The sequence below is a fragment of the Streptomyces sp. NPDC111520 genome (genome assembly GCF_055635295.1).
Genome location: NZ_JBVKBW010000006.1, coordinates 154061 through 179845 on the forward strand (window position 1 = coordinate 154061; position 25785 = coordinate 179845).

Sequence of the window (25785 nt, forward strand, 5' to 3'; positions counted from 1 at the left end):
CCACTTGACCGGCCGAAAGGCCGCGTCAGGCGAGAACCGGCTCCGCGTGAGGTACGTCGACGAGCTCGTGCGAGGCGGCGGCCAGCGCATCGTTCTCGGCCTGGATTCGTACGAGCTCGGTTTCCAGGTCCTGGACACGCTGCTGCAGCCTTCGCATCTCGGCGAGGAGTCGAGGGTCGGGGCCGCCGACGTAACCGAGAAGCGCCTTTGCCATGATGGATGGTCCTCCACGCTGAGTGACCGACCGGGGAGCGGTGTGGGTCGTTTGTGAGGGGTTAGAGGCACCCGCGCCGTGTGCGCCGAAGCTGCCCTTTGCCATGCCTACAGCTGCGGTGCGCGGGGCTTCCAGCGTCTCACCAAATGGTTGGACGGTCAACACGATCACAGCCCGGTCGTCGGGTGCGCCTAAGAAAGCACGGCGCGAGAACGGCGCCGCGGGCGTCCCGCGTGGCGTGGAGGACGGGGCCGTCAACCGCTCCCCGAAGATCACCGCGTCCTCGTTGTCGGCAGCCTCGCACGTGGTGCGCGAAATGGCAACCTCCTTACCGCTCTTGCCACGTGAGAATGCCGGTGGTCTGTCGCCCGGCCCCTCACCTGCGAGGACGGGGCGGTGCGCCGGGCGGTGCCTCAGCGGATCGCGAAGCCCTCGTAGCCACCGCGCGGCTCGCCCCAGATCTCGGTCACGCCGTCGACGCGGCCGGGCGTGTCGCCGGTCCGCAGCCAGTCGAGCAGTCGGTCGCAGTGGGACCGGTCGCCTTCGGCCACGATCTGCACACGTCCGTCCGAGAGATTGCTCACATAGCCGTCGAGCCCACCGATCTCCAGTGCGTTCGCCCGCGTCCACCAGCGGAAACCCACTTGGTGTACTCGGCCTCGCACCCAGGCCGTGAGTCGGACAGCGTCGTTCATGGAAGCACGCTAACCCGCCAGTTGCACAGGGTTCACACCGGCCCCGCCTGTCTTTCGGTACAGTCGCGCCGCAACAGGACTCACCCGTTCGGGTGAACACCGTCGACATAAAGGACTGCACCGGATGGGCCGCCACAGCCGTACAGCCTCCGAGCCGGCGCCGTTCTCGGAGGCGCCGCGCCACCGCGGGCAGAGCAGCAGGGCCCGGCGGCGCAAGCAGAACCCGGTGCGCACCGGGCTGCTGGCCTCCTCCGCCGCGCTGGCCGTCGGTGCGATCGGCGTCTCCAGCGGACTGCTTCCCTCGCCGGACGGTTCCGGCGGGTTCGCGTACCATGACGACGCTCCCGGCCAGGTCCAGGCCGCCGGGCTGCCGAACACCGCGAGCCCCCAAGACGTCGGCGCCGTGCCCGCCGACCGCGACACCTCGGCCCCCGCGAGCCGCGGGGACGCCCGTACGACCGCTCCCCCGGCAGCGCCGTCGGCACCCGTGACCGCCACGACGCCGACCCCCTCCGCACCGAGCTCCGCCCCGGTCGAGGTCCCCACCACGCCCGCCGCACCGCAGCCCTCCGCGTCCACCGCGCCGGCCACCATCCCGTCCCCGCCCGCGGCCACCACCGTGCCGGGCGGCGACGAGGAGGTGGCGGACGGCGACCAGAGCGTCGCCGAGGTCTCCGTCCTGGCCCTGGTGAACACCGTCCGGGCCACCGCCGGCTGCCAGCCGCTGCACGCCGACAAGAAGCTCTCCGAGCTCGCCTCCGACTTCAGTGCCGACATGGCCGCCCGGGGCTTCTTCGACCACACCGACCCCGACGGCGACGACCCCTGGGACCGCGCGGCCCAGGCGGGCGTCAAGGACCTCGGCGGCGAGAACATAGCCCGCGGCCAGGCGACGGCCGAGGAGGTCATGGACGCCTGGATGAACAGCGACGGCCACCGCGCGAACATCCTCAACTGCGACTTCAAGAAGATCGGCGTCGGCGCGGTGTTCGGCGAGGGCGGCCCCTGGTGGACGCAGGACTTCGGCTACTGAGGCAGAGGTAGTCGCAGGTCAGGTAGCTCGCGGCGGGCCGTCGTCGATCACAGGTTTCCTTCCGGGACCGAGATCGACGGCGGCTTTCGTGCATGCGTCGCCCATACCGTTCTCGCGCACAAGCGAAAGCTCCGGCCGCCATAGCGGTCAGGGTCAGTCCGGCTCAGCCCGGGTCCGGAGCCTCGGCTTTTCAAACCGTTGGGATCTCAAACCACGGGGATACCGCTGCCGCGACGGTTTTCAAGATCGCCTATTGATCCGCCACCGAAGCCTGACGCTCGTATCCGAGAATGTCGTGGACCCAATGATCGAAGTACGCGGCTTCGGCCTGCCGGTCACCTTCGATGGTCAGCCACTCACGGGCCGCCGTGATCATGTGCGCCTCAGCTTGATCCGTTTCCGCCGGCCGGAGCACGACCCAATCCGTCAGCGCGCCCCACATGAGATGCAGCGAAAAACACGCTTCGTCTCCGTCAGCCCCAGGCCACTCACCCATGGCGAGACCCCACATTAAGCGAGGCGATCACTGGTCTTGCACGGCCGGAAATCCTCGCTGACAACCATCGGCCGCTCGATTCGCGAGCGGGTGCGCTCGCTGCTGTGCGTGGCTACCGATACCAGTCGGCGCCGGTTGCGAGGGAACGGCTGAGGTAGTCCTCCAGGTCCCGGGCGGCCCACAGCCGGCTGTCGTCCTCGTGGGTCCACACGAAGATGTCCGGACGGTCAGGCGTCACCACGAACGCGAACTGGTCACCCCCACTGTTGTCGCCGAAGAACAACAGGGGATCGAAGGGCATGTAGAGGCCCGGGAAGGCATCGGGAGACCAGAACAGCTGGTTCTGCTGCACGATCCGGTCCAGGGACCAGACGACGTCCTTCCCGTAGGTGCCGACCACCCCGTTGGTCTCCAGCAGCAGGGCCGCCAGGGGAGCCGGCAGACCTCGGCCGAGGCGCCGTTCCGCCTCAGCGAGAGCGAGCCTGTCCACAGGCGGTCGGAGTCCGGCGCTGGGCAGCGCTCCGACGGCAACTTCTTTCCACACGGGCGCAGCCTAATCGCCAGGACGGACCGTCCCGAGCGGGTTGCTGCGCCGCGGGCGGGCTGTTGAACGGCGGCGGCTTCGGCCGCGTAGTGGTGGGTGTGGTCGAGACGGACGTGGTGCCGCAGGACGCGGCCGTGGGGTGGGGGTGCGGCCGTGCGGTGTCGGCGCTACGGGGCGGTGAGTGCCGCCTCGATCGAGGTGCCGTGGCGCTCGAGCCAGGCCTCGCGGCGTTTGATCTGGTCGCCGACCCCCTCGTGCCACATGCGGGCCCAGCCGCCGCCCTCGGTCTCGGCCATCAGCTTCATGGAGAACCACGCGCGGCGCGCCCGCAGCACGGCGACCTCCAGCAGGCGGCCGCGGTCGGTGCCGGACATCCCGTACGCGTCGGCGAGGAGGCGGCAGCGGCGGGGGACGTCGACGCCGCGCAGGTGGGGGTCGGCGTCGGCGGGGTCGCCGATCGGGGCCCAGTAGAGCATCGCGTTGTGGATCTCCTCGACCCTGGGGACGGGCTTGGCCAGGTCGAAGTCGATCAGCACGGCGGCCCGCCCGTCGCGGAAGACGATGTTGTCGGGCGTGAAGTCCATGTGGCCGATCAGCTCGGCGGGGTGGTCGGGAGCGGGTGGCATGTCCGGGTGCGGGGCGGGACCGGACGGCGCTCCGACGCCCTCCGGCGGGGTGAAGCCGGCGGCCGCGTCGTCGTAGGCACGGACGAGGCGGCCGACCGAGATGAGGCGGCCCTCGTCGGCGATCCAGGCGGGCCGCGGACGTCCGGCGACCTCGCCCGTGACGTAGGTCAGCACCTCGCGGCCGGCGGCGTCGATGCCGAGCAGGCGCGGGGCGCCGGGGAATCCGGCGTCCTCCAGGTGGCGGAGCAGGGCGTGCACCAGGGGGCTGTGGGCGCCGGTCGGGCGGCGGACGGTGTCGCCGACGCGGACGACGCCCTCGGTCACGTCACCGCCGAGCAGCGGGATCTCCGCCTGCGGCTCGGCGGTCTCGGCGTACGTGGCGGCTGGGCCGGGCGGAGTAGCCGGGGACGCCGGGGAGGGCGGGCCGTCGGGAAGCATCCGCCCATTGTGCGGCGTACGGCCCGGGGCGCGCCGGGGGTTCACGGCAGGGGTTCAGGGCGGGTCCCCGCCGAGGCGCAGCGCGACCCATGGGGTGTGCCGCGGGCGGGTACGCTCCCGCCCATGGAGACGTCCGCGCGTACCTGTGACGCCCCCGGCGGCAGCGGTGGTGCCCGGCCGGAGGCCCTGGAGTTCGACGTGTTCGCCCGCTCCTGCCCGTCGCGCCCCACGCTGGAGCACGTGACCGGCCGGTGGGGTTCGCTGGCGCTGGGCGCGCTGGCCGGCGGGGCACTGCGGTTCAACGAGCTGCGCCGCCGTGTCGACGGAGTCAGCGAGAAGATGCTCTCGCAGACCCTGCACGCGCTCGAAAGGGACGGCCTCGTACGCCGCGAGCCCCGGCCCACCAACCCGCCGCGCGTCGACTACAGCCTGACGCCACTGGGCCGGGACACGGCCGAGCGGCTGCTGGCGCTGATCGAGCTCGTGGAGTCGCGGATGCCCGAGGTGCTGACGGCGCAGCGGAGCTACGACGAGCGGACGACGAGCGCGGTGGCGCCTGCCCCGGCGCGCGGCGGTCGTTGACAGCGGGGGCAGAAGTAGCTCGACCGGTTCATCCAGGGGCGGCGGCGGATCGGGGTGCCGCAGCGGCGGCAGGGCTCGTCCTCGCGGCCGTAGGCGTCCAGGGAGCGGTCGAAGTAGCCGGACTCCCCGTTGACGTTGACGTACAGGCTGTCGAAGCTCGTGCCGCCGGCGGCGAGGGCGTCGGTCATGACCTCGCGGATGTGGGTGAGCAGTTCGGTGGTGACCGGCCGGGTCAGGGTCGCGGTCGGCCGCTCGTAGTGCAGCTTGGTGCGCCACAGCGCCTCGTCGGCGTAGATGTTGCCGACCCCGCTGATCAGGGACTGGTCCAGCAGCGCCCGCTTGATCGTGGTGCGGCGGCGGCGCAGCGCGGTGTGGAAGGCCGCGTCGTCGAAGCGGGGGTCGAGCGGGTCCCGGGCGATGTGCGACAGGGGCACCGGCAGCCGCTCGGGGTCGCCGGGTACGCACTCGTGCAGCGACAGGCCCCCGAAGGTGCGCTGGTCGACGAAGCGCAGCTCCGTGCCGAGGTCGTCCTCGAAGCTGATCCGGATCCGCAGGTGGGTCTCCGCGGGCGCGTCCTCGGGCTGGACGAGCAGCTGGCCGCTCATGCCGAGGTGGCCGAGGAGTGCCAGCGGGGAGTCCGCCAGGGGCAGCCACAGGTACTTGCCGCGGCGCAGGGCGGGACCGAAGGTCTGCGCCTCCAGCCGGGCGGCGAAGTCCGCGCCGCCCGCGAGGTGGCGGCGCACGGCACGGGCGTGCAGCACCTCGGCCCGGGCGACCGTACGGCCGCTCACCCAGCGGTCCAGGCCCCGGCGTACGACTTCGACCTCGGGCAGCTCCGGCACGCGGTGCGCTCCTCTCGGACGGCGGTTCCCCGCCCGGGGAACCGCAAGGCCCGTCCGGGCGGCCTCGGGGGCCGGCCGGACGGGCCTGACGGGTTCAGCTCGCGACAGTGCCGTTCGCGTCGCGCTTGGCGCGGATGTCGCGCCAGGCGGACTCGGCGGCCTGCTGCTCCGCTTCCTTCTTGCTGCGGCCGGTGCCGGTGCCGTACTCGACACCACCGACGCGGGCGGCAGCCGTGAAGGTCTTCTCGTGGTCGGGTCCGGTCTCGGAGACCACGTACTCCGGGACACCGAGTCCCTCGCCCGCGGTGAGTTCCTGGAGGCTGGTCTTCCAGTCCAGTCCCGCACCGAGGTTGGAGGACCTCTCGATCAGCGGATCGAAGAGCCGGTGCACCAGCTCCGACGCGGCGTCCAGGCCCTGGTCCAGGTAGACCGCGCCGATCACCGCCTCGAGGGTGTCCGCGAGGATGGACGCCTTGTCCCGGCCGCCCGTGCCCTCCTCGCCCCGGCCGAGGCGGATGAAGCTGCCCAGTTCGAGGCCGCGGCCGACGTCGGCCAGGGCACGGGAGTTCACCACCGCGGCCCGGAGCTTGGCAAGCGTGCCCTCCGGGAGGTCCGGGTGCGTGCGGTAGAGCGTGTCCGTGACCACCAGGCCGAGCACGGAGTCCCCGAGGAACTCCAGGCGCTCGTTGGTGGGCAGACCACCGTTCTCGTACGCGTACGAGCGGTGGGTCAGCGCACGCACCAGAAGGGCGGGTTCGAGTGTGTACCCGAGCCGCCCTTCCAGAACCGCGGGGGACGAGGCTGCCTTACCGGCGTCCGTCGACGTTGCGCCGTCTGACGACATGGAGCCCCTCACCCGCCGATCAGACCTCGAGGACCTGACGACGGTTGTAGGTGCCGCAGCTCGGGCACGCGATGTGCTGCTGCTTCGGCTCGTGGCAGCGCTCGCACGCCACCAGGCTCACGGGCGCAGCCTTCCACTGCGAACGGCGGTGGCGCGTGTTGCTGCGCGACATCTTCCGCTTGGGAACAGCCACGGCTACTTCTCCTGGTTCTCGTCGGCGCCGTCCTCGGCACCGCTCAGCTGGATTTCCTGCAGGGCCGCCCAACGGATGTCGGTGGCCTCGTGGTGGTGGTCCGGGTCGTCCGCCAGCCGCGCGCCGCAGTCGGAGCACAGGCCGGGGCAGTCGTCCTGGCACACCGGCTGCAGCGGCAGTTCGAGAACCACCGCGTCCCGCAGCACGGGCTCGAGGTCGAGCAGGTCGCCCTCGAGGAAGAGAGTGTCCTCCTCCTCGGCGTCGTCACCGGCGTCGGCGGCACCGTGGTGCCCACCGGTCCGGGTGTCGGCGTCGGGGTAGGAGTACATCTCCTGGAAGTCCGTCTCGAGCTCGCGCTCGACCGGTTCCAGACACCTTACGCACTCCCCCGAGAGCGGTGCGCGGGCGGTGCCCGTGACGAGCACCCCCTCCATCACCGACTCCAGGCGGAGGTCCAACGTGATCTCCGTGCCCTCGCGGACACCGATGACCTCGATGCCCATGTCCTTGGGGGCCGGCACCGAGCGGGAGACCTTCTTCATCGCCCCAGGACGACGACCCAGCTCGTGCGTGTCGAACACGAGCGGGTTGCGGTGGTCGAGGCGGGTGTTCAGGGCTCCTGCTTTCTTCGGTCCGGTGGTGCGGGCCCGTCGGGACGACGGCGGGCACGCCAAAGCGCCGGGGATCACACGGCTGAGGGATCAGGATACCGGTCCCCCGGGCTCAGCCCAAACCGCGCTCCTGCTCCAGCTCCCGCAGCCGGTTCAGGTCGATCATGCTGGTGTCGAAGAAGCTCGTCTCGTCCAGCGCCGCGCCCGGGCCCTGCTGGTGCTGCTGCGGGACGTAGTGCTGCTGCTCGTAGCCGGTCTGCTGCGGCTGCTGCGGTTGCTGCCAGCCGTAGTTCGGGTCGTAGTACGCCTGCTGCGGCTGCGCGGCGTACGGGTCGGCGTACTGGCCCTGCTGCTGGTACGGGTCCGGCTGCTGGACCTGCTGCTGTTGCTGGTACGGGTCGTGCTGCTGGTAGCCGTAGTCGGGCTGTTGCACGGCGTTCGGGTCGTACTGGTAGTCGCCGGGCGCCACGGGGGCGGCGAGGCCCGCGAGGTACTCGGCGTCGGACTGGCCGGGGACCTGGCCCTCGGCGTCCGTGTCGTGGGCGAGGTGGTCGCCCAGCTCGTCGATGGGGCGGTGGCCGGTGAGCTTCAGGCGGCCGCGGCCGACGGCCTCCAGGGTCTTGCTGAGGACCGCCTCGAAGGCGCCCAGCTTGGCGTCCACGTACTCGTCGGCGCGGCGGCGGAGCGTCTCGGGGTCGCCGCTGCGCTCCGGCGCGTCGTCGTCCTCGTACGGGTAGCCGTTCTCGTCGAGGGCCGGGCCGTGGCCCAGCAGCTTCTCGCGGCCGCGGTCCACCGAGCCGATGGTCTTGGTCAGCACGACCTCGAAGTTGGCGAGCTTGCTGTCGACGTAGTCGTCGGCCTCGGCGCGGATCTCGGTGGCCTCGCGCTGCGCCTCCGTGACGATGCGCTCGGCCTCCTGCTGGGAGCGGCGGGCGATCTCGGTGTCGGAGATCAGCGAACCGCGTTCCGCGTGCGCGGCCCCGATGATCCGGCCGGCCTCGGCCCGGGCCTCCTCGACCATCTGCTCCCGCCCGCCCAGCAGCTGCTGGGCCTGGGAGAGCGAGTCGGGCAGCGCCGACCGCACGTCTTCGAGCATGGCGAGCAGGTCGGCACGGTTGACCACGCAGGAGGCCGACATCGGCATGGACCGGGCGGCCTCCACGGCGGCCACGATCTCGTCGAGCTTCTTCTGGACGTCCACGTCCCAGACTCTACTGCTGCCCGAGCTTCTTCTTGAGGGCCTCCAGCACGACGGGCGGCAGCAAGTGCGCGACGTCGCCGCCCCATTGCGCCACCTCCTTGACGAGGCTGGAGGACAGGAAGCTGTAGGTGGGGTTGGTGGGGACGAACAGGGTCTCCACGCCGGACAGCCCGTTGTTCATCTGGGCCATCTGCAGCTCGTAGTCGAAGTCGCTGACCGCGCGCAGGCCCTTCACGATGGCGGGGATGTCGCGCTGCTTGCAGAAGTCCACCAGCAGGCCGTGGAAGGCCTCCACGCGCACGTTGCCGTACTCGGCGGTGACCTCCTCGATGAGGGCGATGCGCTCCTCGATCGGGAAGAGGCCCTGCTTCGACTTGTTGATCATCACGGCCACGTAGACCTCGTCGTACAGGCGCGAGGCTCGGGCGATGATGTCGAGGTGTCCATTGGTGACGGGGTCGAAGGACCCGGGGCAGACTGCGCGGCGCAACGGTGACTCCTCGCTCTGAGGGTTCTGCGGGTGGTTCATGACGCGTCAGTAACGTCGGCGGCGCGACCGTACCAAAGCGTCCCTTCGCCGTACCGGCGGGCCCTGATCCCTTCGTACCCCTCGGGCCAGCGGAATTCCCCGCCGCGGGTGCTCCTCTCCACGGTGGCGACGGCGTCGGCGTCCAGCCAGCCCTGGGTGCGGAGTGTGAGCAGGATCTCGCGGAGCTCGTCGTCGGTGACGGCGTACGGCGGGTCCAGGAACACCAGGTCGTACGGTTGCGCCGGGGGTTCTCCCGCGATCACCTTGTCGGCCTTGCCGGCCCGCACCTCGGCCCCGGGCAGCCCGAGGTGGCGGACGTTCTCCCGGATGACCCGGGCGGCGCGGGGGTCGGCCTCGACCAGCAGTACGTGCGCGGCGCCGCGCGAGAGCGCCTCCAGGCCGACGGCGCCCGATCCCCCGTACAGGTCGGCGACCCGCGCGCCGTGCAGGGCGCCGCGCAGCGACTCCCAGGTGGAGAACAGCCCCTCCTTCGCCCGGTCGGAGGTGGGTCGGGTTCCGTTGCCGGGCGGAACGGCCAGGCGGCGGCCACCGGCGGCTCCGGCGATCACGCGGGTCATCTGCGGCTCACTCGTCTCGTGGGCGGGCGGAACGGCGCCTGCGCGGCGCCGCTCCCCCACGATACGTAGGTCAGTCCCGGCCCTGCTCGTCCCCGGCCTCCGGCAGGGGGGAGCCCGCCACCGTCCCGACGAGCGCGGGCGAGGCGTAACGCGACCAGGACAGGCAGCCGTCGGGCGGGCAGTACTCGGGGCGGCGCGGGTCGTGACCGAGCTCACGCAGCTTCGTCCGGACGGAGTCGGGCGTGCGGCCGAAGCGGGCGGCCACGCGGGCGATGGACTCGCCGTCGTGGAACCGGCGGACCAGCTCCTCCTCGTGCTGCGGCACCCAGGGCGCGCCGTGCCCTGGGAACAGTTCGCGCAGCACGTCGCGGTCGGGGATGGGCTCGGACACGTCGGCCACGAGCGCGAGGGCGCGCAGCGCCCGGTTGAGGGCGATGCGCAGGGACGGGACGTCGGTCAGCGGCAGCGTGAGGGTGCCGGAAGCGAGGAGGACGTCCGGGTCGTCCTCGGACCAACCGGCCAGGGTCAGGGTGACGGTGGTGTCGTCGTCGCTGGAGAGCTCGATCCGGAAGACCTTCTCACCGAGCGGCAGTTCGTTCAGATGACGGAACGACATGAAATCAGCCCCCAAAGGTCCAACTACGCCGATTCCCGAGCGGATCGGCGCGGACTGTGTCCATTCTCCCAGGGGGCACTGACAATGACGGTCCGTCAGCCCTTGTCGAGGTACTGCTCGCGGTCGGCGTCGACCAGGCTCTCCAGCGCGCTGCGCAGATCCGGCTGACCGGCCAGTTCGGGGTCCGCGGCGACCAGCGAGGTGGCCTCCTCGCGGGCCGCCGCGATCACGTCCTCGTCGTCGATCACCGTCAGCATGCGCAGCGACGACCGCGTCCCGGACTGGGCCTGGCCCAGCACGTCGCCCTCACGCCGCTGTTCCAGGTCGATGCGCGACAGCTCGAAGCCGTCCAGCGTCCCGGCCACGGCGTCCAGCCGGGCGCGGGCCGAGGTCGCCTCCGGCATCTCGGACACCAGCAGGCACAGGCCCGCCGCCGCACCACGGCCGACCCGGCCGCGCAACTGGTGCAGCTGCGAGACGCCGAAGCGGTCCGCGTCCATGATCACCATGGCGGTGGCGTTCGGCACGTTGACGCCGACCTCGATCACCGTGGTCGCCACCAGCACGTCGACCTCGCCGGCGGCGAAGCGGCGCATCACGTCGTCCTTCGCCTCCGGCTGCATCCTCCCGTGCAGGACCTCCACCCGGAGCCCCGCCAGCGGCCCCTTGGCCAGCTGCTCGGCGGTCTCCAGCACGGCCAGCGGCGGCCGCCGCTCCGCCTCGTCCTCCGCGGACTTCTTCTTCGACGCGTCCGCCTCGTCGTCCGAGTCGCCGATCCGCGGGCACACCACGTACGCCTGGTGGCCGTTCTCGACCTCCTCGCGCACCCGCTCCCAGGCGCGCGACAGGAAGTGCGGTTTGTCCTTCGCCGGCACGACGTGCGTGGCGATCGGCGAACGGCCGGCCGGCAGCTGGTCCAGCACGGAGGTCTCCAGGTCGCCGAAGACGGTCATCGCGACCGTGCGCGGGATCGGCGTCGCCGTCATCACCAGCAGGTGCGGCGGCTGCTTGGCCTTGCCGCGCAGCGCGTCGCGCTGCTCGACGCCGAAACGGTGCTGCTCGTCGACCACGACCAGGCCCAGGTCGTGGAACTGCACCTTGTCCTCGATCAGCGCGTGCGTGCCCACGACGATCCCGGCCTCGCCGGTCACCAGGTCCAGCAGCGCCTGGCGGCGGGCGGCGGCCCCCATGGAACCCGTCAGCAGCACGACCTTGGTGCCCAGGTCCGAGCCGCCGAGCATGCCGCCCTCGGCGAGGTCGCCCATCATCTCCGTGATCGAGCGGTGGTGCTGCTGCGCCAGCACCTCGGTCGGCGCCAGCATCGCGGCCTGGCCGCCCGCGTCGACCACGCCGAGCATGGCGCGCAGCGCCACCATCGTCTTGCCGGAACCCACCTCGCCCTGGAGCAGCCGGTGCATCGGGTGGTCCGTCGCGAGGTCCGCGAAGATCTCCGCCGACACCGTCTCCTGGCCCTCGGTGAGCGTGAACGGCAGCCGGGCGTCGAACGCCTTCAGCAGCCCGTCCTCCGCGGGGACCCGCGGTACGCCCGGCAGCGCGTCGTCCGCCGCCCTGCGCCGCGCGAGGGCCACCTGCAGCACGAACGCCTCGTCCCACTTCAGGCGCTCCTTGGCGACCATGATGTCGGCCTTGGACCGCGGGCGGTGGATCTTCTCCAGCGCCTCAGGCAGCGGCGCGAGCCCCCGCGTCTCCCGCAGCGCGGCGGGCAGCGGCTCGCCCGTGCCGGCCCACTGCGTGGCCCCCAGGGAGGTGAGCACGGTGTCCACGGTCTTCGCGATCGTCCACGAGTTGACCTGCTTGACCGCCGGGTAGATCGGGATCAGCCGGTTCGCGAAGGCGTCCACGGCCTCCTCGCTGTCCTCGGCGTCCAGCAACTGGTACTCGGGGTGCGCCAGCTGCAGGGCCCGGTTGAACACGGACACCTTGCCGGCGAACATGCCGCGGCGGCCGGGCAGCAGATCGTGCTCCGGCTTGAACACCCCCCGGCCGAAGAAGACCAGCGTCAGCGAACCGCTACCGTCGGTGACGACCACCTCCAGGCGCGCCTTGCCCGCGCCGTACGTCTTCTTCGTCGCCTTGGCGACGCGGGCGACGACGGTGACGTGCTCGTCGAGCGGGAGGTCGGACAGGCGGGTCAGCTCGCCGCGTTCGGCGTAGCGGCGGGGGTAGTGGTGCAGCAGGTCCCCGACCGTGCGCAGGTCGAGGTGGTCGGCGAACACCTTTGCGGTGCGGCCGCCGACGGATCGGGCGAGGGGTTCGTCAAGGGCAGCAGACATCGCGTCCATCTTTGCGCACCCCGCCGACAAAGTGCGGCGCGCGGCGCCGCACGGGCCGCCGGTACGGCGTCGCCGCCGGGTGTCCCGGGCGGACGCCTGGGGCGCGCCGCCCGGGACACCGTGGTCATCCGGTCACTTGACGTCGACGTAGTCGCCCGCGACGGCGACGGGCGCGGCGGTCGGCGAACCGGTGTAGCTGAAGCGGTAGTAGCCGTCCTGGGCGGCCTTGACCGTGGTCCTCAGCGAACCCGTCCTGCTCGACGGGATGCCCTTGACGTTCACGTAGTTGGTCGTGCCCGCCTTGCGGAACTGCAGCACGACCTTCTGGCCGGCGTAGCCGCCGTACTTGTGCGTCTCCCAGTTCGCGAGGGTCAGGGCGCCGGTGATGGTGATCGTCTTGCCCTTCTTCACCGGCTCCGGGGTGGCGTTGACCGTCAGCTTGGTGGCGCGCAGCACCTTGAAGGTCCTGGCGGGGTCGATCTGGACGTAGTGCCCGTTGTTGAGGCCGTTCGCGTAGGCCCACATCTTCCAGGTGCCGGCCTGCGAGTTCTTGCTCACGCCGAAGTGCCGGTAGTCCGAGGTGCTCTTCAGCACCAGGGTGCAGGTGTAGCTGGTGACGGCGTGCACACCGCAGCTGGGGAGCACCACGCCCCAGTCGTCGTGGTTGACGTCCTTGCCGTGGTAGAGGATCCCGCCCGCGTCGCTGATGCCGTCCGGGTCGGAGGCCGTGAGCTTGACGGTGACGGAGGCCCTGCCCGAGGGGTCGACCACGATGGACTTGCCGCCGTTGACGATCACGTTGGATATCCGCGTGCCGCCCGGTGCGGCCGCGGGAGCCGCCTGGACGGACGGCAGCGCGAGAGCGGACAGGGCCAGGGCGCCGACCGCGACGGCCGCGGCGGAGCGGATGCGCATGTTCACGATTACCCCCACATCGGTACGGTCCCGCCGTGTTCCCCCCGGCGGGTGACGTTGCCGTCCCGACCACTGTGCACGCGCTGTCCGGCCGCGCCGAGGAATCCCTCCCGACCGTCGCCCGCCGGTCGAACGGCTGTTGCAGGATGCCGACATGGTCACCGGACGGGCCGCACGGCCGCGCCTGCCGTTCATGTACGGCGGCCCCCGCCCGGCGAGCGGGGCCTACTCCACGCCGATCAGGAGCGGGCACGTCTCCTGGCCGCCGTCGTAGACGACCGTGTCGACCGCGAGGTGGCTGTCGCGGACGTGCGCCTCGAGCCGGTCCGCCAGGTCCGCGGGCGCGTCCGCCCCGATGACGAGGGTGACCATCTCCCCGCCCGCCGCGAGCATGCGGTCCAGGACGTTGATCCCGGTCTCCACGAGGTTCCCGCCGATCACCGCGACGTCCCCGTCGATGAGCCCGAGGACGTCCCCGCCCTGGCAGACGCCGGCCATGGTCCAGGACTGGGCCTCCGCGACGGCGAGCTCGGCGTAGCGCGTGGCGCCGGCCGCGGAGGTCATGGCGACGACGTCCTCGTCGAAGCGCCGGGTGGGCTCGTGGACGGCGATGGCCGCGATGCCCTGGACCGCGGACCGGGTGGGGATTAGGGCCACGCGGACGCCCTCCGCGCGGGCCTGTTCGGCCGCGGCGCCCACCGCGTGCCGCAGTTCGACGTCGTTGGGCAGCAGGACGACCTCGCGGGCGTGGGCCCGGCGGACGGCCTCCGCGATGTCGCCGCTCGCCGGCGGCTCCCCGGGCCGTACCGCGACCACGGTGGCGCCGGCCCGGGCGCAGAGCGCGGCCAGGCCCTCGCCGCGCACCACGGCGACCACAGCACGCACCGCACGCTCGCCCCGTTTGCCCGCCCCGTGGACGCCGCCCGCCCCGTGCACGCCGCTGGTCCCGCGGCGCCCGCGCTCCAGCGCCCTCGCCTGGTCCCCGAAGTGCGTGACCTTGATGCGGTACGGCCGGCCGGCCTCGATCCCCGCCTCGATGGCGGCGCCCACGTCGTCGACGTGCACGTGGACGTTCCACAGCCCGTCCCCGCCCACGACCACCAGGGAGTCGCCGAGCCGGTCCAGCCGCGTGCGCAGCGCGGGGACGGCGCGGTCGGGCGCCTCCAGGAGGTAGATGACCTCGAAGCCCGGCCCGCCGGGCACCGCGTGCGGGTCGCCGCCTTCCGCGCCCTCGCCCGCCGCAGCGCAGCCGTACGGCACGACCGGGGACGCGCCCCTGGGCAGCGGCACCCGCAGGGCGTCGTCGAGCGGGCCCATCGGGGCCTGCCCGGAGACCGCGTCAGCGAGGGCGCCCAGGACGGCGACGAGGCCGCGCCCGCCGGCGTCGACGACACCGGCGTCACCGAGGACGGCCAGTTGCCGCGGAGTTGCCGCCAGCGCGAGGCGGGCCGCCTCGTACGCGGCCCGGGACACCTCGTGGACGCCGCCGCTCGCCGCGGAGGCGGCCTCCGCGGCGGCCGTGGCGACGGTCAGCATCGTGCCCTCGACCGGGTGCGCGACCGCCTGGTAGGCGGACTCCGCGGCCCGGCGCAGGGCCGGACGCAGGTCGCCGGCGTCCACGGTGAGGACCTCGGCCATGCCGCGCAGCAGTTGGGCCAGGATCGTCCCGGAGTTGCCGCGCGCCCCTATGAGCGCGCCGTGCGCCATGGAGCGCAGGCAGGAGGTGAGGTCAGGGGTGCTTCCCGAGGCGGCGTGGCCCTCGAAGACGGCGTCCACGGACTGGGCGGCGGACTCCACGGTCAGGAAGAGGTTCGTGCCGGTGTCCCCGTCGGCGACGGGGTAGACGTTGATCGCGTCGATCTCCTCGCGGGCCCGCCCCAGTGCCTGGAGGGACAGCCGGCACCATGCGCGCACCGCGGGGGGGTCGAGCGTCGGCGGCACGTGTTCCTCCTGCGGGGGCGGCCGGGGACCTGGGGTGGGGAGGTGTCCGCACGCAGCGTACTGAGCGCCGGGGCCCTCCGGGCGACCGCCCCGTACCGCTGACCATGGTAATTTCGAGGGACAGGAGCGGTCGTAGTATGCTGCTCCGGTTGCCCGGGGCTGTCCCGGGCCGTCCCACGGCACCACCGGTCCTCCTTCAATGCACTTGGACGGGCGACGGCGCCGCCGGGATTTATCCGTTAGTGCATCTGAAGTCTTTGGAGTGACCCGTGGCTGCCAACTGCGACGTCTGCGGCAAGGGGCCGGGCTTCGGCAACAACATCTCGCACTCGCACCGCCGTACTCGCCGTCGTTGGAACCCCAACATCCAGACGGTGCGTGCCGTGGTCGGTCGGACGCCGAAGCGCCTCAACGTCTGCACCTCGTGCATCAAGGCCGGCAAGGTCGCGCGCTGACGCATAGGACGTCGTAGCGCAGCCTTGCGGCTGCCGGAGCCGGTCCACCCTCGGGTGGACCGGCTTTCTGCTGTGACCTCCCGCACGTCGGCCGGCGGGATCCGTCAGCGCTGCCGCCAGGCGTGGTCCACCGGGCCGATGCCGCCGCCCAGCGGGAAGCCGGCCGCGATGGCGCCGGTGACGTACTCCTTGGCGGCGTGGGCCGCCTCCGGGACGTCCAGTCCCCGGGCGAGGAACGAGGCGACGGCCGAGGCCAGGGTGCAGCCGGTGCCGTGGGTGTGGCGGTTGTCATGCCGCGGGCCGCGCAGCCAGTGCTCGCTGCTGCCGTCGGTGAGCAGGTCGACGGCGTCGCCGCTGAGGTGGCCGCCCTTGATCAGGGCCCAGCGGGGCCCGCACTTGAGGACGGCGGCCGCGGCCTCGCGCATGGCCGGCTCGCCGTCCACGACGACGCCCGTGATCTGGCGCACCTCGTCCAGGTTGGGGGTGGCGACGGTGGCCAGCGGCAACAGCCGGGTCCTGACGACCTCGACGGCGTCGGCGGCGAGCAGCGGGTCGCCGTGCTTGGAGACGCCGACCGGGTCGACGACCACGGGGACGTCGAGTGGGGCGAGGAGTTCGGCGACGGCGGTGACGAGCCCGGCCGAGGCGAGCATCCCGGTCTTGACCGCCTGCACGCCGATGTCGTCCACGACGCTGCGGAACTGGGCCCGTACGGCCTCCACGGGCAGTTCCCAGGCGCCCTGGACGCCCAGCGAGTTCTGCGCCGTGACGGCCGTGACCACGCTCATCCCGTGGACGCCGAGGGCGAGCATGGTCTTCAGGTCGGCCTGGATGCCCGCGCCGCCGCCGGAGTCGGAGCCGGCGACGGTGAGCACGCGCGGTGGAATCGTCATGGGGCGAATCTAGTCGCCGCCGTCACTCGGCCCCGAAGTGGTCCCATCCGCCGGCCTTGTCCCAGGGGGCGCCGTCCACGGTGACCTGGGGCGCCGTGGTGGCCTTCACCACCCGGCCGATGACCCGCCAGCGGGCGGGCAGCTTCGTGTCCGGGGGGAAGGCGGCGACTATCGCGTGGTCCTCTCCCCCGGTCAGCACCCAGTGCAGCGGGTCGACCCCGACGGCCTGGCCGATGTCGGCCATCTGCGCCGGGACGTCGATGTCGGCGGAGGAGAGGTCGATGGCGACCCCGCTGGCGGCGGCGATGTGGCCGAGGTCGGCGACGAGCCCGTCGCTGACGTCGGTCATGGCCGTCGCGCCGAGTTCCGCGGCGGCGGGACCGGCGTGGTATGGCGGTTCGGGGCGGCGGTGGGCCTCGACGAAGGCACGCGGGGAGCGGAACCCCCGGGAGAGGACGGCGAGTCCCGCCGCGGACCAGCCCAGCCACCCCGTGACGGCGACGACGTCGCCGGGCCGGGCACCGGATCGGGTGATGGGTTCACGGTCGCGCAGGTCACCCAGTGCGGTGATGGAGAGCATGATCGTGTCGCCGCGGACGACGTCGCCGCCGACCACGGCCGCGCCGGCCACCTGGCACTCGTCCCGGATGCCGTCCATCAGCTCGACCGGCCAGGTCACCGGCAGGTCGGCCGGGACGACCAGGGCGAGCAGCACCGCGGTCGGCACGGCGCCCATGGCGGCGATGTCGGCGAGGTTCTGCGCGGCGGCCTTGCGGCCCACGTCGTAGGCGGTGGACCAGTCGCGGCGGAAGTGCCGCCCCTCCACGAGCGCGTCGGTGGTGGCCACCACCCGCCGGTCCGGCGCCGCCACCACGGCGGCGTCGTCACCCGGTCCGAGCCGGACGGCGGGGCTGGAGGTGAGCCGGGCGGTCAACTCCCTGATGAGCCCGAACTCCCCCAGTTCGCCCACGGTGCCCTTCATCTGACTGTCCCCTTCACCTGGCCGGTCCCCTTCTGTGTGCGCTTGCGCGGCGGCTTCGGCACGGCCGGTACCGCGCGGGTCTCCCCGCGGCATGCGGCGACGCGGTACCGTGACGTTCCCTCCCACATGATCCTCGTAGCCGCCCTGGAGGTTCCGTGGTACAGGCGTACATTCTGATCCAGACCGAGGTAGGGAAGGCCTCGGCAGTAGCGGAGGTGATCTCCAAGATTTCCGGGGTCATCCAGGCCGAGGACGTCACCGGCCCGTACGACGTGATCGTGCGCGCCCAGGCCGACACGGTCGACGACCTCGGGCGCCTCGTGGTGGCGAAGGTGCAGCAGGTCGAGGGGATCACCCGCACCCTGACCTGTCCGGTCGTCCATCTGTAGGCCCCCTGTAGGCTCGGCGGGTGATGTACCGCCGGGTAGCGCTAGTCTCCGTGTCCGCCGCCGCGTGCGTGTCCGCGGCGGCGGTCTGGATCTCCGCCTCCGGCGGTGACGCGGGCGGGGTCGCCGTTCCGTCGCCCTCCGCCTCCGCCGCCCGGATGTGCGGCGCGCTCCACGACGCGCTGCCGGGGAAGGTCGACGGCCTGTCGAAGCGGTCGGTGCGTCCCGTCTCCGACCTCACCGCCGGTTGGGGGGATCCTACGGTGGTGCTGCGCTGCGGCGTGCCGCGACCCGAGATGCTGACCCCGGGCAACCCGTCGTACAACCCCACCGCGGACGCGGTGGAGGTCAACGGCGTCAGCTGGCTCGTCGAGCCGACCGGCGACGGCTACCGCTTCACGACGACCGGCCGCAAGGCCTTCGTCGAGGTGACGGTACCCGCCCGGTACAAGCCCGAGGTCAATCCGTTGACCGACCTCGGGCACGCGGTGGAGACGACGATCCCCTCCGAGCTCTGACGCACCGGGGGTACGGCCCCCGTCCGGTCGGGCTCAGCGCAGGCCGGTGGAGCGCCGCAGCGCGGCCTGGATCAGCCGGTCCACCAGTTCCGCGTAGCCGACGCCGCTCTCCCGCCACATGCGCGGGTACATGGAGATCGGCGTGAAGCCCGGCATCGTGTTGATCTCGTTGATCACGAACTCGCCGTCCTCCTGCAGGAAGAAGTCCGCGCGGACCAGGCCCTCGCAGGAGGCCGCGTCGAAGGCGGCCACGGCGAGCCGCTGCACCTCGGCGGTCTGCTCCGGGGTCAGCGGCGCGGGGACGACGCCCTCGGCGGAGTCGATGTACTTCGCCTCGAAGTCGTAGAAGTCGTGCGCGGTGACCGGCGGGATCTCGGCGGGCACCGACGCGCGGGGACCGTCCTCGAACTCCAGGACACCGCATTCGATCTCGCGGCCCCGCAGCAGCGACTCCACGAGCACCTTGGGGTCGTGCCGGCGGGCCTCCTCGATCGCCTCGTCCAGGCCGGCGAGGTCGTTGACCTTGCTGATGCCCATCGAGGACCCGGCGCGGGCGGGCTTGACGAAGACCGGCCAGCCGTGGTCGGCGGCGAATTCGACGACCTTCGCGCGGGCCGCGGCCGGGTCGTTCTCCCACTCGCGGGGGCGGATGACGACGTACGGGCCGACCGGCAGGCCGAAGGAGATGAAGACCCGCTTCATGTACTCCTTGTCCATGCCGACGGCGGAGGCGAGCACGCCGGAGCCGACGTAGGGCACGCCGGAGAGCTCCAGTAGCCCCTGGAGGGTGCCGTCCTCGCCGTACGGGCCGTGCAGCATGGGGAAGACGACGTCGACGTCGCCGAGGACCTTGGGCACCGAGCCGGGCTCGCTGTAGACGACCTCGCGGCTGGCCGGGTCCACCGGCAGCACCACCGAGCCGTCGGAGGACTCGGCGAGCTGCTCGACGCTCGGCAGCGCGCGGTCGGCGATCGCCATCCGGGACGGGTCGTCGGCGGTGAGCGCCCAACGGCCGTCGGTGGTGATCCCGATCGGCAGCACGTCGTACTTGTCGCGGTCGATCGCGCTGAGTACGGCGCCTGCGGTGACGACCGAGATGGCGTGCTCGGAGCTGCGTCCGCCGAAGACGACCGCGACGCGCGGCTTGCGGGAAGAAGGCTGAATGCTCATGTCGCGTTGACCTTACCGTTCCGGACGTCAGCGTTCCGACTTGGCGGAGCGCGACATCAGCTCCTTGACCGCGACGACCGGCTGCTTCCCGTTGTGCACGATGTCGACGACGGTCTCGGTGATGGGCATGTCGACGCCGTGCCGGCGGGCCAGGTCGAGGACCGACTCGCAGGACTTGACGCCCTCGGCGGTCTGCCGGGTGACCGCGATGGTCTCCTGCAGCGTCATGCCCTTGCCCAGGTTGAAACCGAAGGTGTGGTTGCGGGACAGCGGCGAGGAGCAGGTCGCGACCAGGTCGCCCAGGCCCGCGAGACCGGAGAAGGTCAGCGGGTCGGCACCGAGCGCGATGCCGAGCCGGGTGGTCTCGGCCAGGCCGCGCGTGATCAACGATCCCTTGGTGTTGTCGCCCAGGCCCATGCCGTCGGCGATGCCGACCGCCAGGCCGATCACGTTCTTCACCGCGCCGCCGAGTTCGCAGCCGACCACGTCGGTGTTGGTGTACGGGCGGAAGTACGCGGTGTGGCTGGCGGCCTGCAGCCGCTTGGCGACGGCCTCGTCGCGGCAGGCGACGACGCTGGCGGCGGGCTGCCGCGCGGCGATCTCCTTGGCCAGGTTGGGGCCGGACAGCACGGCGACGCGCTCCGGGCCCGCCTTGGCGACCTCCTCGATGACCTCGCTCATCCGCTTGGCCGTGCCGAGTTCGACGCCCTTCATCAGGCTGACCAGCACCGAGTCGCGGGGCAGCAGCGACTGCCACTCGGCCAGGTTGCCGCGGAGCGTCTGCGACGGTACGGAGAGGATCACGAACTCCGCGTCCCGGGCGGCCTCGGCGGGGTCGGTGGTGGCGGTGATCGTCGCGGGCAGCTCGGTACCGGGGAGGTAGAACGGGTTGCTGCGCGTGTTGTTGACGGCCTCGACGACCTCGGGGCGGCGGCCCCACATGGTCACCTGGGCGCCGGCGTCCGCGAGCACCATCGCGAAGGCGGTGCCCCAGGAGCCCGCGCCGTAGACCGCGCAGCGCGTCGTCACTTGGTGGTCCCCTTCTGCTTGCGCGGGTCGAAGCGCTCGGCGGGCGGTGTCTGACCGCGCAGTTCGCCCAGCAGCTCGCTGACCGCGGCCATGATGGTGTCGGTGGCGTCCCTGAGCACCTCGGCGTTGGCCTCCTGGCCGTGGAAGGCCGACAGGTCCACCGGCGGTCCGGCGACGACCCGCAGCGTCCTGCGCGGGAAGAGGCGGACCTTCTTGTCCTTGGCGTACGGCGGCATGACCTCGTTGGCGCCCCACTGGGCGACCGGGATCACGGGGGCCTTGGTCATCAGCGCGACCCGGGCCACGCCGGTCTTGCCCACCATCGGCCACATCTCGGGGTCGCGGGTCAGCGTGCCCTCCGGGTAGAAGGCGACGCACTCGCCGGAGTTGATGGCGTCCACCGCGGCGCGGAAGGCGTTGGCGGCGTCGGTGCTCTCCCGGTACACGGGGATCTGGCCGGTGCCGCGCAGGATCGCGCCGACGAAGGCAGGCTTGAACAGCGGCGCCTTCGCCAGGAAGCGGGGGACCCGTCCGGTGTTGTACTGGAAATGCGCGTACGACAGGGGGTCGAGGTACGAGTTGTGGTTGACCGCCGTGATGAATCCGCCCCGGACCGGAATGTGCTCCATTCCGCGCCAGTCCCGCTTGAAGAGAACGACGAGCGGCGGTTTGGCGATGACGGCTGCGAGCCGGTACCAGAAGCCGATTCTGCGGCGGGACACCAGAACTCCTCCTCGTTCCGCCGCCGGCCCGGGATCACCGGACCGCGGCCTGCTGTGGTCGGCGGCACCGTACGGCCGGTGCGGCCGCACAAGTGTCGCCGGAAGGGCCACCGTAACGCCAGGGCGAAAGGCCCTCGGGGGGCGCGCCCCCGGCGCGGGCGCCGGGCCGGGGGGCCAGGGCACGTGCCAGGGAGATCGTGCACCCGGAGGCGGGCCGCCGGGAAGGGGGGTTGGGGCAGGGTGGCGGTGGGCCCGTGGGACCCGAGCACAATAGTTCGGTGTCGCCACCCGTGGAATGGTCGCTCGTCGTCCCGCTGAAGCCGCTGGCCGCTGCCAAGAGCCGCCTCGCGGAGGCCGTCGGCCCCGTGCGGCGCGGGCTGGCACTGGCCTTCGCGCAGGACACGGTGGCCGCCGCGCTGGCCTGCGCGGCGGTACGAAATGTGACGGTCGTCACCGATGACCCGCTCGCCGGGGCCGCGCTGGCGGCCCTGGGGGCGCGTGTCGTGCCGGACTCGCCGGCGGCCGGCCTCAACGCCGCGCTGCGGCACGGCGCCGAAGCGGTCCGCCGGCAACACCCCACCGCCGCCGTGGCGGCCCTGAACGCCGATCTCCCGGCCTTGCGGCCCGCCGAACTGGCCGCGGTGCTCCGCGCGGCCGCGCGGCGCCCAGGGCGGTCGTTTCTGGCCGACGCGGCCGGAATCGGCACCACGCTGCTGGCGGCCACCGCGGGAAACGCCCTCGCGCCGGCCTTCGGGGGGCCCTCGCGGGCCCGCCACCGGGCCTCCGGCGCCCGTGAGATCGCCCTGCCGGACGTGGACTCCGTGCGCCGGGACGTCGATACGGGCGAGGACCTGGCCGCCGCGCTGCTGCTGGGCGCCGGGCCGCACACGCGGGCGCTGCTGCTGCCGGGACTTCGGGCGGCGCCGCAGGACGGGTCCACCGCACCCGGCCCGGCCGGGTGCCCGGCCGCGGGGGCACCGGCCCCGGGCGGCGGTGCCCGATAGGCTGAGGCCCATGCAGGCCACCGCGTACACCTACGACCCCGAGACCCGTGCCGGCAGCGTGCTGCTGGACGACGGGACGCCGCTGCCGTTCGACGCGGCGGCGTTCGACGCCGGGGGCCTGCGGCTGCTGCGGCCCGGTCAACGCGTGCGGATCCGCACGGAGGGCAGCGGGGACGGGCGCCGGGTGGTGTTCGTGACGCTGCAGACCTTCCCCGACCCGGGGGCCTGAGCACACGCCGTACACGCCGACGGGCCGCGCACCCCTGAGTCGGGGTGCCCGGCCCGTCGGCGTGTACGGGGCCGCGGAATCGTTACCGCTTCGCGGTCCGCTTGGCGGCGGTCTTCCGGGCCGCCGACTTGGCGGGCGCTTTCTTGGCCGGGGCGGTCTTCTTGGCGGTCGCCTTCTTCGCCGTGGTCTTCTTGGCGGCCGCCTTCTTCGCCGTCGTCGCCTTGGCCGCGGTGGTCTTCTTGGCCGTGGTCTTGGCGGCGGTGGTCTTCTTGGCCGTGGCCGCCTTGGTGGCGGCCTTCTTCGCCGTGGTCTTCTTCGCGGCGGCCTTCTTGGTGGTGGCCTTGGCGGTGACGCCTCCGCTCAGGCTGCCCTTGGGCGCCTTCTTGACGGAGACCTCTCCCATCTTGGGGAGCTTCTTCGACCCGCTGACCAGGTCCTTGAAGCCCTGACCGGCGCGGAAGCGCGGGACGGAGGTCTTCTTGACCCGGACCCGCTCCCCGGTCTGGGGGTTGCGGGCGTAGCGGGCGGGACGCTCCACCTTCTCGAACGAGCCGAAGCCGGTGACCGAGACCCGGTCCCCGCTGACCGTCGCGCGGACGATCGCGTCCAGGACGGCGTCGACCGCGTCCGCGGCCTGCTGACGGCCGCCGAGCTTGTCGGCAATCGCTTCAACGAGCTGCGCCTTGTTCACGTCTTCCCCTTCGGAAACTTGCCCGGCGATGAAGTTCGGGCTTTTTCGCACGCTAGGCGGATATATACCGCAAATCAAATACGAAACGGGCGAATCACCCTTGTGCCGCAACGAACTCGGGGCTCAGGAAGACCTTTGATCGGGGAATCGGCCTTCGTCGAGGTCCTTCATCAGTTCCTCCAGACGCCTTGCCGCACCCGCGAGATCGTGCTTCGCGGCCGCGGTGATGACGAGCAGCCGCCGGGTCAACTGCATCCTGACGTCCTCCGGCACTTGCAGACCCGCCACCCGGGTGTGGGCCTGCTTCAACCTGGCAGCGAGGAACCCGTACAGCTCGAGTTGGCCATCGTGTTCCATGTGCCGATTGTGTCATCTGCGGTGAGTTGTCACGAGGTGTGGAGCCGAACACGCCGCAGCGCCCCCCGCCCGGTGGGGGCGGGGGGCGCTGCGGAGGTGGGGCCGGCGGGCGGCCGCGGGGGCCGCCGGACCGCTCAGACCTGCAGGGTCTGCGGCTTGTAGGAGGGGCGCTCGGCCTCGTAGGCGGCGATGTCGGCCTCGTTCTTCAGGGTGAGGCTGATGTCGTCCAGGCCGTTGAGCAGCCTCCAGCGGGCGTTGTCGTCCAGCTCGAAGGGGGCGGTGACGTCCCCGGCGCGTACCTCGCGGTCCTGGAGGTCGACGGTGATCTCGACCGTGGGGTCGGCCTCGGTCAGCCGCCAGAGCTCCTCGACCGTCTCCTGCGGCAGGATCACGGTGAGCAGGCCGTTCTTCAACGAGTTGCCGCGGAAGATGTCGGCGAAGCGGGATGAGATGACGGCCTTGAAACCGTAGTTCTGCAGGGCCCACACCGCGTGCTCGCGGGAGGAGCCGGTGCCGAAGTCCGGGCCGGCGACCAGGACGGTGGCGCCCTGGCGCTCGGGCCGGTTGAGCACGAACTCGGGGTCCTTGCGCCAGGCCTCGAACAGGCCGTCCTCGAAGCCGTTGCGGGTGACCTTCTTCAGCCAGTGGGCCGGGATGATCTGGTCCGTGTCGGCGTTGCTGCGGCGCAGCGGCACGGCGCGCCCGGTGTGCGTGGTGAAAGCTTCCATCGTTCTCAGGCCTCCAGGACGGCTGCGCCGGGCAGATCGGCGGGGGACGAGAGGTGGCCGGTGACCGCGGTCGCGGCCGCGACCTGCGGCGACACCAGGTGGGTGCGGCCGCCCTTGCCCTGCCGTCCCTCGAAGTTGCGGTTGGAGGTGGACGCGGAGCGCTCACCGGGGGCCAGTTGGTCGGGGTTCATGCCCAGGCACATCGAGCAGCCCGCGTGCCGCCACTCGGCGCCGGCCTCCTTGAAGACCTTGTCCAGGCCCTCCTCCACGGCCTGCAGCGCGACCCGGACCGAGCCGGGCACCACCAGCATCCGCACGCCGTCGGCGATCTTGCGGCCCTTGACGACGGAGGCGGCGGAGCGCAGGTCCTCGATGCGGCCGTTGGTGCAGGAGCCGACGAAGACGGTGTCGACCTTCACCTCGCGCAGTGGTGTACCGGGCTCCAGGGCCATGTACTCCAGGGCCTTCTCGGCGGCCAGCCGGTCGCTGGGGTCCTCGAAACCGGCCGGGTCCGGCACGGCGGCGCTCAGCGGGGCGCCCTGGCCGGGGTTGGTGCCCCAGGTGACGAACGGGGACAGCTGGGAGGCGTCGATGACGACCTCGTGGTCGAAGACGGCGTCCTCGTCGGTCCTGAGCGTCTCCCAGTACGCGACCGCGGCGTCCCAGTCTTCGCCCTGCGGGGCGTGCGGACGGCCCTGCAGGTAGTCGAAGGTGGTCCGGTCCGGGGCGATCATGCCGGCCCGGGCACCCGCCTCGATCGACATGTTGCAGATGGTCATCCGGGCCTCCATCGAGAGCTTCTCGATGGCCGAGCCGCGGTACTCGATGACGTAGCCCTGGCCGCCGCCGGTGCCGATCCTGGTGATGATCGCCAGGATCAGGTCCTTGGCGGTGACGCCGTCGGGCAGCTCGCCGTCGACGGTGATCGCCATGGTCCGGAACGGGGCCAGCGGCAGGGTCTGGGTGGCCAGCACGTGCTCGACCTGGCTGGTGCCGATGCCGAACGCCAGCGCGCCGAAGGCGCCGTGGGTGGAGGTGTGGCTGTCGCCGCAGACGACGGTCATGCCCGGCTGGGTCAGGCCCAGCTGCGGACCGACGACGTGCACCACGCCCTGCTCGACGTCGCCCAGCGGGTGCAGCCGCACCCCGAACTCGGCGCAGTTCTTGCGCAGCGTCTCCAGCTGCGTGCGCGAGACCGGGTCGGCGATCGGCTTGTCGATGTCGAGGGTGGGGGTGTTGTGGTCCTCGGTCGCGATGGTGAGGTCCAGCCTGCGGACCTGGCGGCCGTTCATCCGCAGACCGTCGAAGGCCTGCGGGCTGGTGACCTCGTGGAGCAGGTGCAGGTCGATGAAGAGGAGGTCGGGCTCGCCCTCGGCGCGCCGTACGACGTGATCCTCCCAGACCTTTTCCGCGAGTGTCCTTGCCATCG

General features: G+C 72.1%; 32 protein-coding genes. 7 read left to right on the forward strand and 25 right to left on the reverse strand.

What is annotated here, in order from left to right; all coding sequences use genetic code 11:
• Nucleotides 1-25: 25 nt before the first annotated feature.
• Both ACZ7MY_RS15650 and ACZ7MY_RS15655 read right to left on the reverse strand, forming a co-directional pair.
• Nucleotides 26-214 carry a hypothetical protein gene (locus ACZ7MY_RS15650; RefSeq protein ID WP_319131640.1) on the reverse strand — a complete coding sequence of 63 codons (189 nt, stop codon included), beginning with the start codon at nucleotides 212-214 and terminating at the stop codon, nucleotides 26-28.
• A 413-nt stretch (nucleotides 215-627) separates the two neighbouring features.
• On the reverse strand, nucleotides 628-909 hold the full coding sequence (locus ACZ7MY_RS15655) for an acylphosphatase (RefSeq protein WP_026251710.1): 282 nt from the start codon (nucleotides 907-909) through the stop codon (nucleotides 628-630).
• 124 nt (nucleotides 910-1033) lie between these two features.
• Here ACZ7MY_RS15655 and ACZ7MY_RS15660 point away from each other — a divergent pair, with 124 nt between their 5' ends.
• A complete protein-coding gene (locus tag ACZ7MY_RS15660) occupies nucleotides 1034-1942 on the forward strand; it encodes a CAP domain-containing protein (RefSeq protein WP_499602196.1) in 909 nt (302 codons plus the stop codon).
• A 250-nt stretch (nucleotides 1943-2192) separates the two neighbouring features.
• Here ACZ7MY_RS15660 and ACZ7MY_RS15665 read toward each other — a convergent pair whose 3' ends face one another.
• The 3 genes from ACZ7MY_RS15665 to ACZ7MY_RS15675 form a co-directional block, all read right to left on the reverse strand.
• Nucleotides 2193-2384 (reverse strand): hypothetical protein, encoded by a 192-nt coding sequence (locus ACZ7MY_RS15665; protein WP_499602197.1) that lies wholly within the window; start codon nucleotides 2382-2384, stop codon nucleotides 2193-2195.
• A gap of 166 nt (nucleotides 2385-2550) precedes the next feature.
• Complete coding sequence (locus tag ACZ7MY_RS15670) at nucleotides 2551-2928, reverse strand: SMI1/KNR4 family protein (RefSeq protein ID WP_499602198.1); 378 nt, start codon at nucleotides 2926-2928, stop codon at nucleotides 2551-2553.
• 221 nt (nucleotides 2929-3149) lie between these two features.
• Nucleotides 3150-4046, reverse strand: coding sequence for a phosphotransferase (locus ACZ7MY_RS15675; protein WP_499602199.1), 897 nt, complete (start codon nucleotides 4044-4046; stop codon nucleotides 3150-3152).
• A gap of 123 nt (nucleotides 4047-4169) precedes the next feature.
• Between ACZ7MY_RS15675 and ACZ7MY_RS15680 the strand changes: the two genes are divergently transcribed.
• Nucleotides 4170-4628, forward strand: a complete 459-nt coding sequence (locus tag ACZ7MY_RS15680) for a winged helix-turn-helix transcriptional regulator (RefSeq protein WP_499602201.1) — start codon at nucleotides 4170-4172, stop codon at nucleotides 4626-4628.
• Here the strand turns inward: ACZ7MY_RS15680 and mutM are convergent.
• The 11 genes from mutM to ACZ7MY_RS15735 all read right to left on the reverse strand — a co-directional run bounded on the left by mutM (nucleotide 4571) and on the right by ACZ7MY_RS15735 (nucleotide 15192).
• Nucleotides 4571-5470, reverse strand: a complete 900-nt coding sequence (gene mutM / locus ACZ7MY_RS15685) for a bifunctional DNA-formamidopyrimidine glycosylase/DNA-(apurinic or apyrimidinic site) lyase (protein ID WP_499602202.1) — start codon at nucleotides 5468-5470, stop codon at nucleotides 4571-4573. The two genes, ACZ7MY_RS15680 and mutM, sit on opposite strands and share 58 nt — an antisense overlap.
• 94 nt (nucleotides 5471-5564) lie before the next feature.
• Nucleotides 5565-6314, reverse strand: coding sequence for a ribonuclease III (gene rnc / locus ACZ7MY_RS15690; protein ID WP_499602203.1), 750 nt, complete (start codon nucleotides 6312-6314; stop codon nucleotides 5565-5567).
• 19 nt (nucleotides 6315-6333) lie between these two features.
• Nucleotides 6334-6507, reverse strand: coding sequence for a 50S ribosomal protein L32 (rpmF, locus tag ACZ7MY_RS15695; RefSeq protein WP_026251550.1), 174 nt, complete (start codon nucleotides 6505-6507; stop codon nucleotides 6334-6336).
• A 2-nt stretch (nucleotides 6508-6509) separates the two neighbouring features.
• Nucleotides 6510-7049: a YceD family protein gene (locus ACZ7MY_RS15700; RefSeq protein WP_499602204.1), complete on the reverse strand. Its 540-nt coding sequence runs from the start codon at nucleotides 7047-7049 to the stop codon at nucleotides 6510-6512.
• A 181-nt stretch (nucleotides 7050-7230) separates the two neighbouring features.
• Nucleotides 7231-8319: an ATP synthase subunit B family protein gene (locus ACZ7MY_RS15705; RefSeq protein WP_499602205.1), complete on the reverse strand. Its 1089-nt coding sequence runs from the start codon at nucleotides 8317-8319 to the stop codon at nucleotides 7231-7233.
• 10 nt (nucleotides 8320-8329) lie between these two features.
• Entirely contained in the window at nucleotides 8330-8809 is a 480-nt protein-coding gene (coaD, locus tag ACZ7MY_RS15710) for a pantetheine-phosphate adenylyltransferase (RefSeq protein ID WP_499602207.1), read from the reverse strand.
• A gap of 35 nt (nucleotides 8810-8844) precedes the next feature.
• Complete coding sequence (gene rsmD, locus ACZ7MY_RS15715) at nucleotides 8845-9426, reverse strand: 16S rRNA (guanine(966)-N(2))-methyltransferase RsmD (RefSeq protein WP_499602208.1); 582 nt, start codon at nucleotides 9424-9426, stop codon at nucleotides 8845-8847.
• Between the two features lie 70 nt (nucleotides 9427-9496).
• A complete protein-coding gene (locus tag ACZ7MY_RS15720) occupies nucleotides 9497-10042 on the reverse strand; it encodes a helix-turn-helix domain-containing protein (RefSeq protein ID WP_499602210.1) in 546 nt (181 codons plus the stop codon).
• A 95-nt stretch (nucleotides 10043-10137) separates the two neighbouring features.
• Entirely contained in the window at nucleotides 10138-12336 is a 2199-nt protein-coding gene (recG, locus tag ACZ7MY_RS15725) for an ATP-dependent DNA helicase RecG (RefSeq protein ID WP_499602211.1), read from the reverse strand.
• A 132-nt stretch (nucleotides 12337-12468) separates the two neighbouring features.
• Nucleotides 12469-13269 (reverse strand): calcium-binding protein, encoded by an 801-nt coding sequence (locus tag ACZ7MY_RS15730; protein WP_499602213.1) that lies wholly within the window; start codon nucleotides 13267-13269, stop codon nucleotides 12469-12471.
• A gap of 207 nt (nucleotides 13270-13476) precedes the next feature.
• Complete coding sequence (locus ACZ7MY_RS15735; protein ID WP_499602215.1) at nucleotides 13477-15192, reverse strand: DAK2 domain-containing protein; 1716 nt, start codon at nucleotides 15190-15192, stop codon at nucleotides 13477-13479.
• A gap of 269 nt (nucleotides 15193-15461) precedes the next feature.
• Between ACZ7MY_RS15735 and rpmB the strand changes: the two genes are divergently transcribed.
• Complete coding sequence (gene rpmB / locus ACZ7MY_RS15740; RefSeq protein WP_014628431.1) at nucleotides 15462-15647, forward strand: 50S ribosomal protein L28; 186 nt, start codon at nucleotides 15462-15464, stop codon at nucleotides 15645-15647.
• Between the two features lie 104 nt (nucleotides 15648-15751).
• Here rpmB and thiD read toward each other — a convergent pair whose 3' ends face one another.
• Entirely contained in the window at nucleotides 15752-16540 is a 789-nt protein-coding gene (thiD, locus tag ACZ7MY_RS15745; protein ID WP_499602216.1) for a bifunctional hydroxymethylpyrimidine kinase/phosphomethylpyrimidine kinase, read from the reverse strand.
• A gap of 22 nt (nucleotides 16541-16562) precedes the next feature.
• Nucleotides 16563-17522, reverse strand: coding sequence for a thiamine-phosphate kinase (locus ACZ7MY_RS15750; RefSeq protein ID WP_499602217.1), 960 nt, complete (start codon nucleotides 17520-17522; stop codon nucleotides 16563-16565).
• A 155-nt stretch (nucleotides 17523-17677) separates the two neighbouring features.
• On the opposite strand from ACZ7MY_RS15750, the gene ACZ7MY_RS15755 reads away from it, so the two are divergent.
• A complete protein-coding gene (locus tag ACZ7MY_RS15755; protein WP_018562083.1) occupies nucleotides 17678-17911 on the forward strand; it encodes an Lrp/AsnC family transcriptional regulator in 234 nt (77 codons plus the stop codon).
• 50 nt (nucleotides 17912-17961) lie between these two features.
• Entirely contained in the window at nucleotides 17962-18426 is a 465-nt protein-coding gene (locus ACZ7MY_RS15760; RefSeq protein WP_499602218.1) for a DUF3515 domain-containing protein, read from the forward strand.
• 33 nt (nucleotides 18427-18459) lie between these two features.
• On the opposite strand, the gene ACZ7MY_RS15765 is transcribed toward ACZ7MY_RS15760, so the two are convergent.
• The 3 genes from ACZ7MY_RS15765 to ACZ7MY_RS15775 are packed head-to-tail and all read right to left on the reverse strand — an operon-like array spanning nucleotide 18460 to nucleotide 21347.
• On the reverse strand, nucleotides 18460-19596 hold the full coding sequence (locus tag ACZ7MY_RS15765) for a D-alanine--D-alanine ligase family protein (RefSeq protein ID WP_499602219.1): 1137 nt from the start codon (nucleotides 19594-19596) through the stop codon (nucleotides 18460-18462).
• A gap of 27 nt (nucleotides 19597-19623) precedes the next feature.
• Nucleotides 19624-20571 (reverse strand): NAD(P)H-dependent glycerol-3-phosphate dehydrogenase, encoded by a 948-nt coding sequence (locus ACZ7MY_RS15770; RefSeq protein ID WP_499602741.1) that lies wholly within the window; start codon nucleotides 20569-20571, stop codon nucleotides 19624-19626.
• A 50-nt stretch (nucleotides 20572-20621) separates the two neighbouring features.
• Nucleotides 20622-21347 (reverse strand): lysophospholipid acyltransferase family protein, encoded by a 726-nt coding sequence (locus ACZ7MY_RS15775; RefSeq protein WP_499602220.1) that lies wholly within the window; start codon nucleotides 21345-21347, stop codon nucleotides 20622-20624.
• A gap of 290 nt (nucleotides 21348-21637) precedes the next feature.
• On the opposite strand from ACZ7MY_RS15775, the gene cofC reads away from it, so the two are divergent.
• A complete protein-coding gene (gene cofC / locus ACZ7MY_RS15780) occupies nucleotides 21638-22351 on the forward strand; it encodes a 2-phospho-L-lactate guanylyltransferase (RefSeq protein WP_499602743.1) in 714 nt (237 codons plus the stop codon).
• A 10-nt stretch (nucleotides 22352-22361) separates the two neighbouring features.
• Nucleotides 22362-22580 carry a hypothetical protein gene (locus ACZ7MY_RS15785; RefSeq protein ID WP_018562077.1) on the forward strand — a complete coding sequence of 73 codons (219 nt, stop codon included), beginning with the start codon at nucleotides 22362-22364 and terminating at the stop codon, nucleotides 22578-22580.
• 82 nt (nucleotides 22581-22662) lie between these two features.
• Here the strand turns inward: ACZ7MY_RS15785 and ACZ7MY_RS15790 are convergent, their stop codons facing one another.
• The 4 genes from ACZ7MY_RS15790 to leuC form a co-directional block, all read right to left on the reverse strand.
• Nucleotides 22663-23271, reverse strand: coding sequence for an HU family DNA-binding protein (locus ACZ7MY_RS15790; RefSeq protein WP_499602221.1), 609 nt, complete (start codon nucleotides 23269-23271; stop codon nucleotides 22663-22665).
• Between the two features lie 123 nt (nucleotides 23272-23394).
• Nucleotides 23395-23628, reverse strand: a complete 234-nt coding sequence (locus ACZ7MY_RS15795) for an SCO5555 family protein (protein WP_018562075.1) — start codon at nucleotides 23626-23628, stop codon at nucleotides 23395-23397.
• Between the two features lie 134 nt (nucleotides 23629-23762).
• Complete coding sequence (gene leuD, locus ACZ7MY_RS15800) at nucleotides 23763-24356, reverse strand: 3-isopropylmalate dehydratase small subunit (protein ID WP_499602222.1); 594 nt, start codon at nucleotides 24354-24356, stop codon at nucleotides 23763-23765.
• Between the two features lie 5 nt (nucleotides 24357-24361).
• Nucleotides 24362-25783: a 3-isopropylmalate dehydratase large subunit gene (gene leuC, locus ACZ7MY_RS15805; protein WP_499602223.1), complete on the reverse strand. Its 1422-nt coding sequence runs from the start codon at nucleotides 25781-25783 to the stop codon at nucleotides 24362-24364.
• Nucleotides 25784-25785 lie beyond the last annotated feature (2 nt).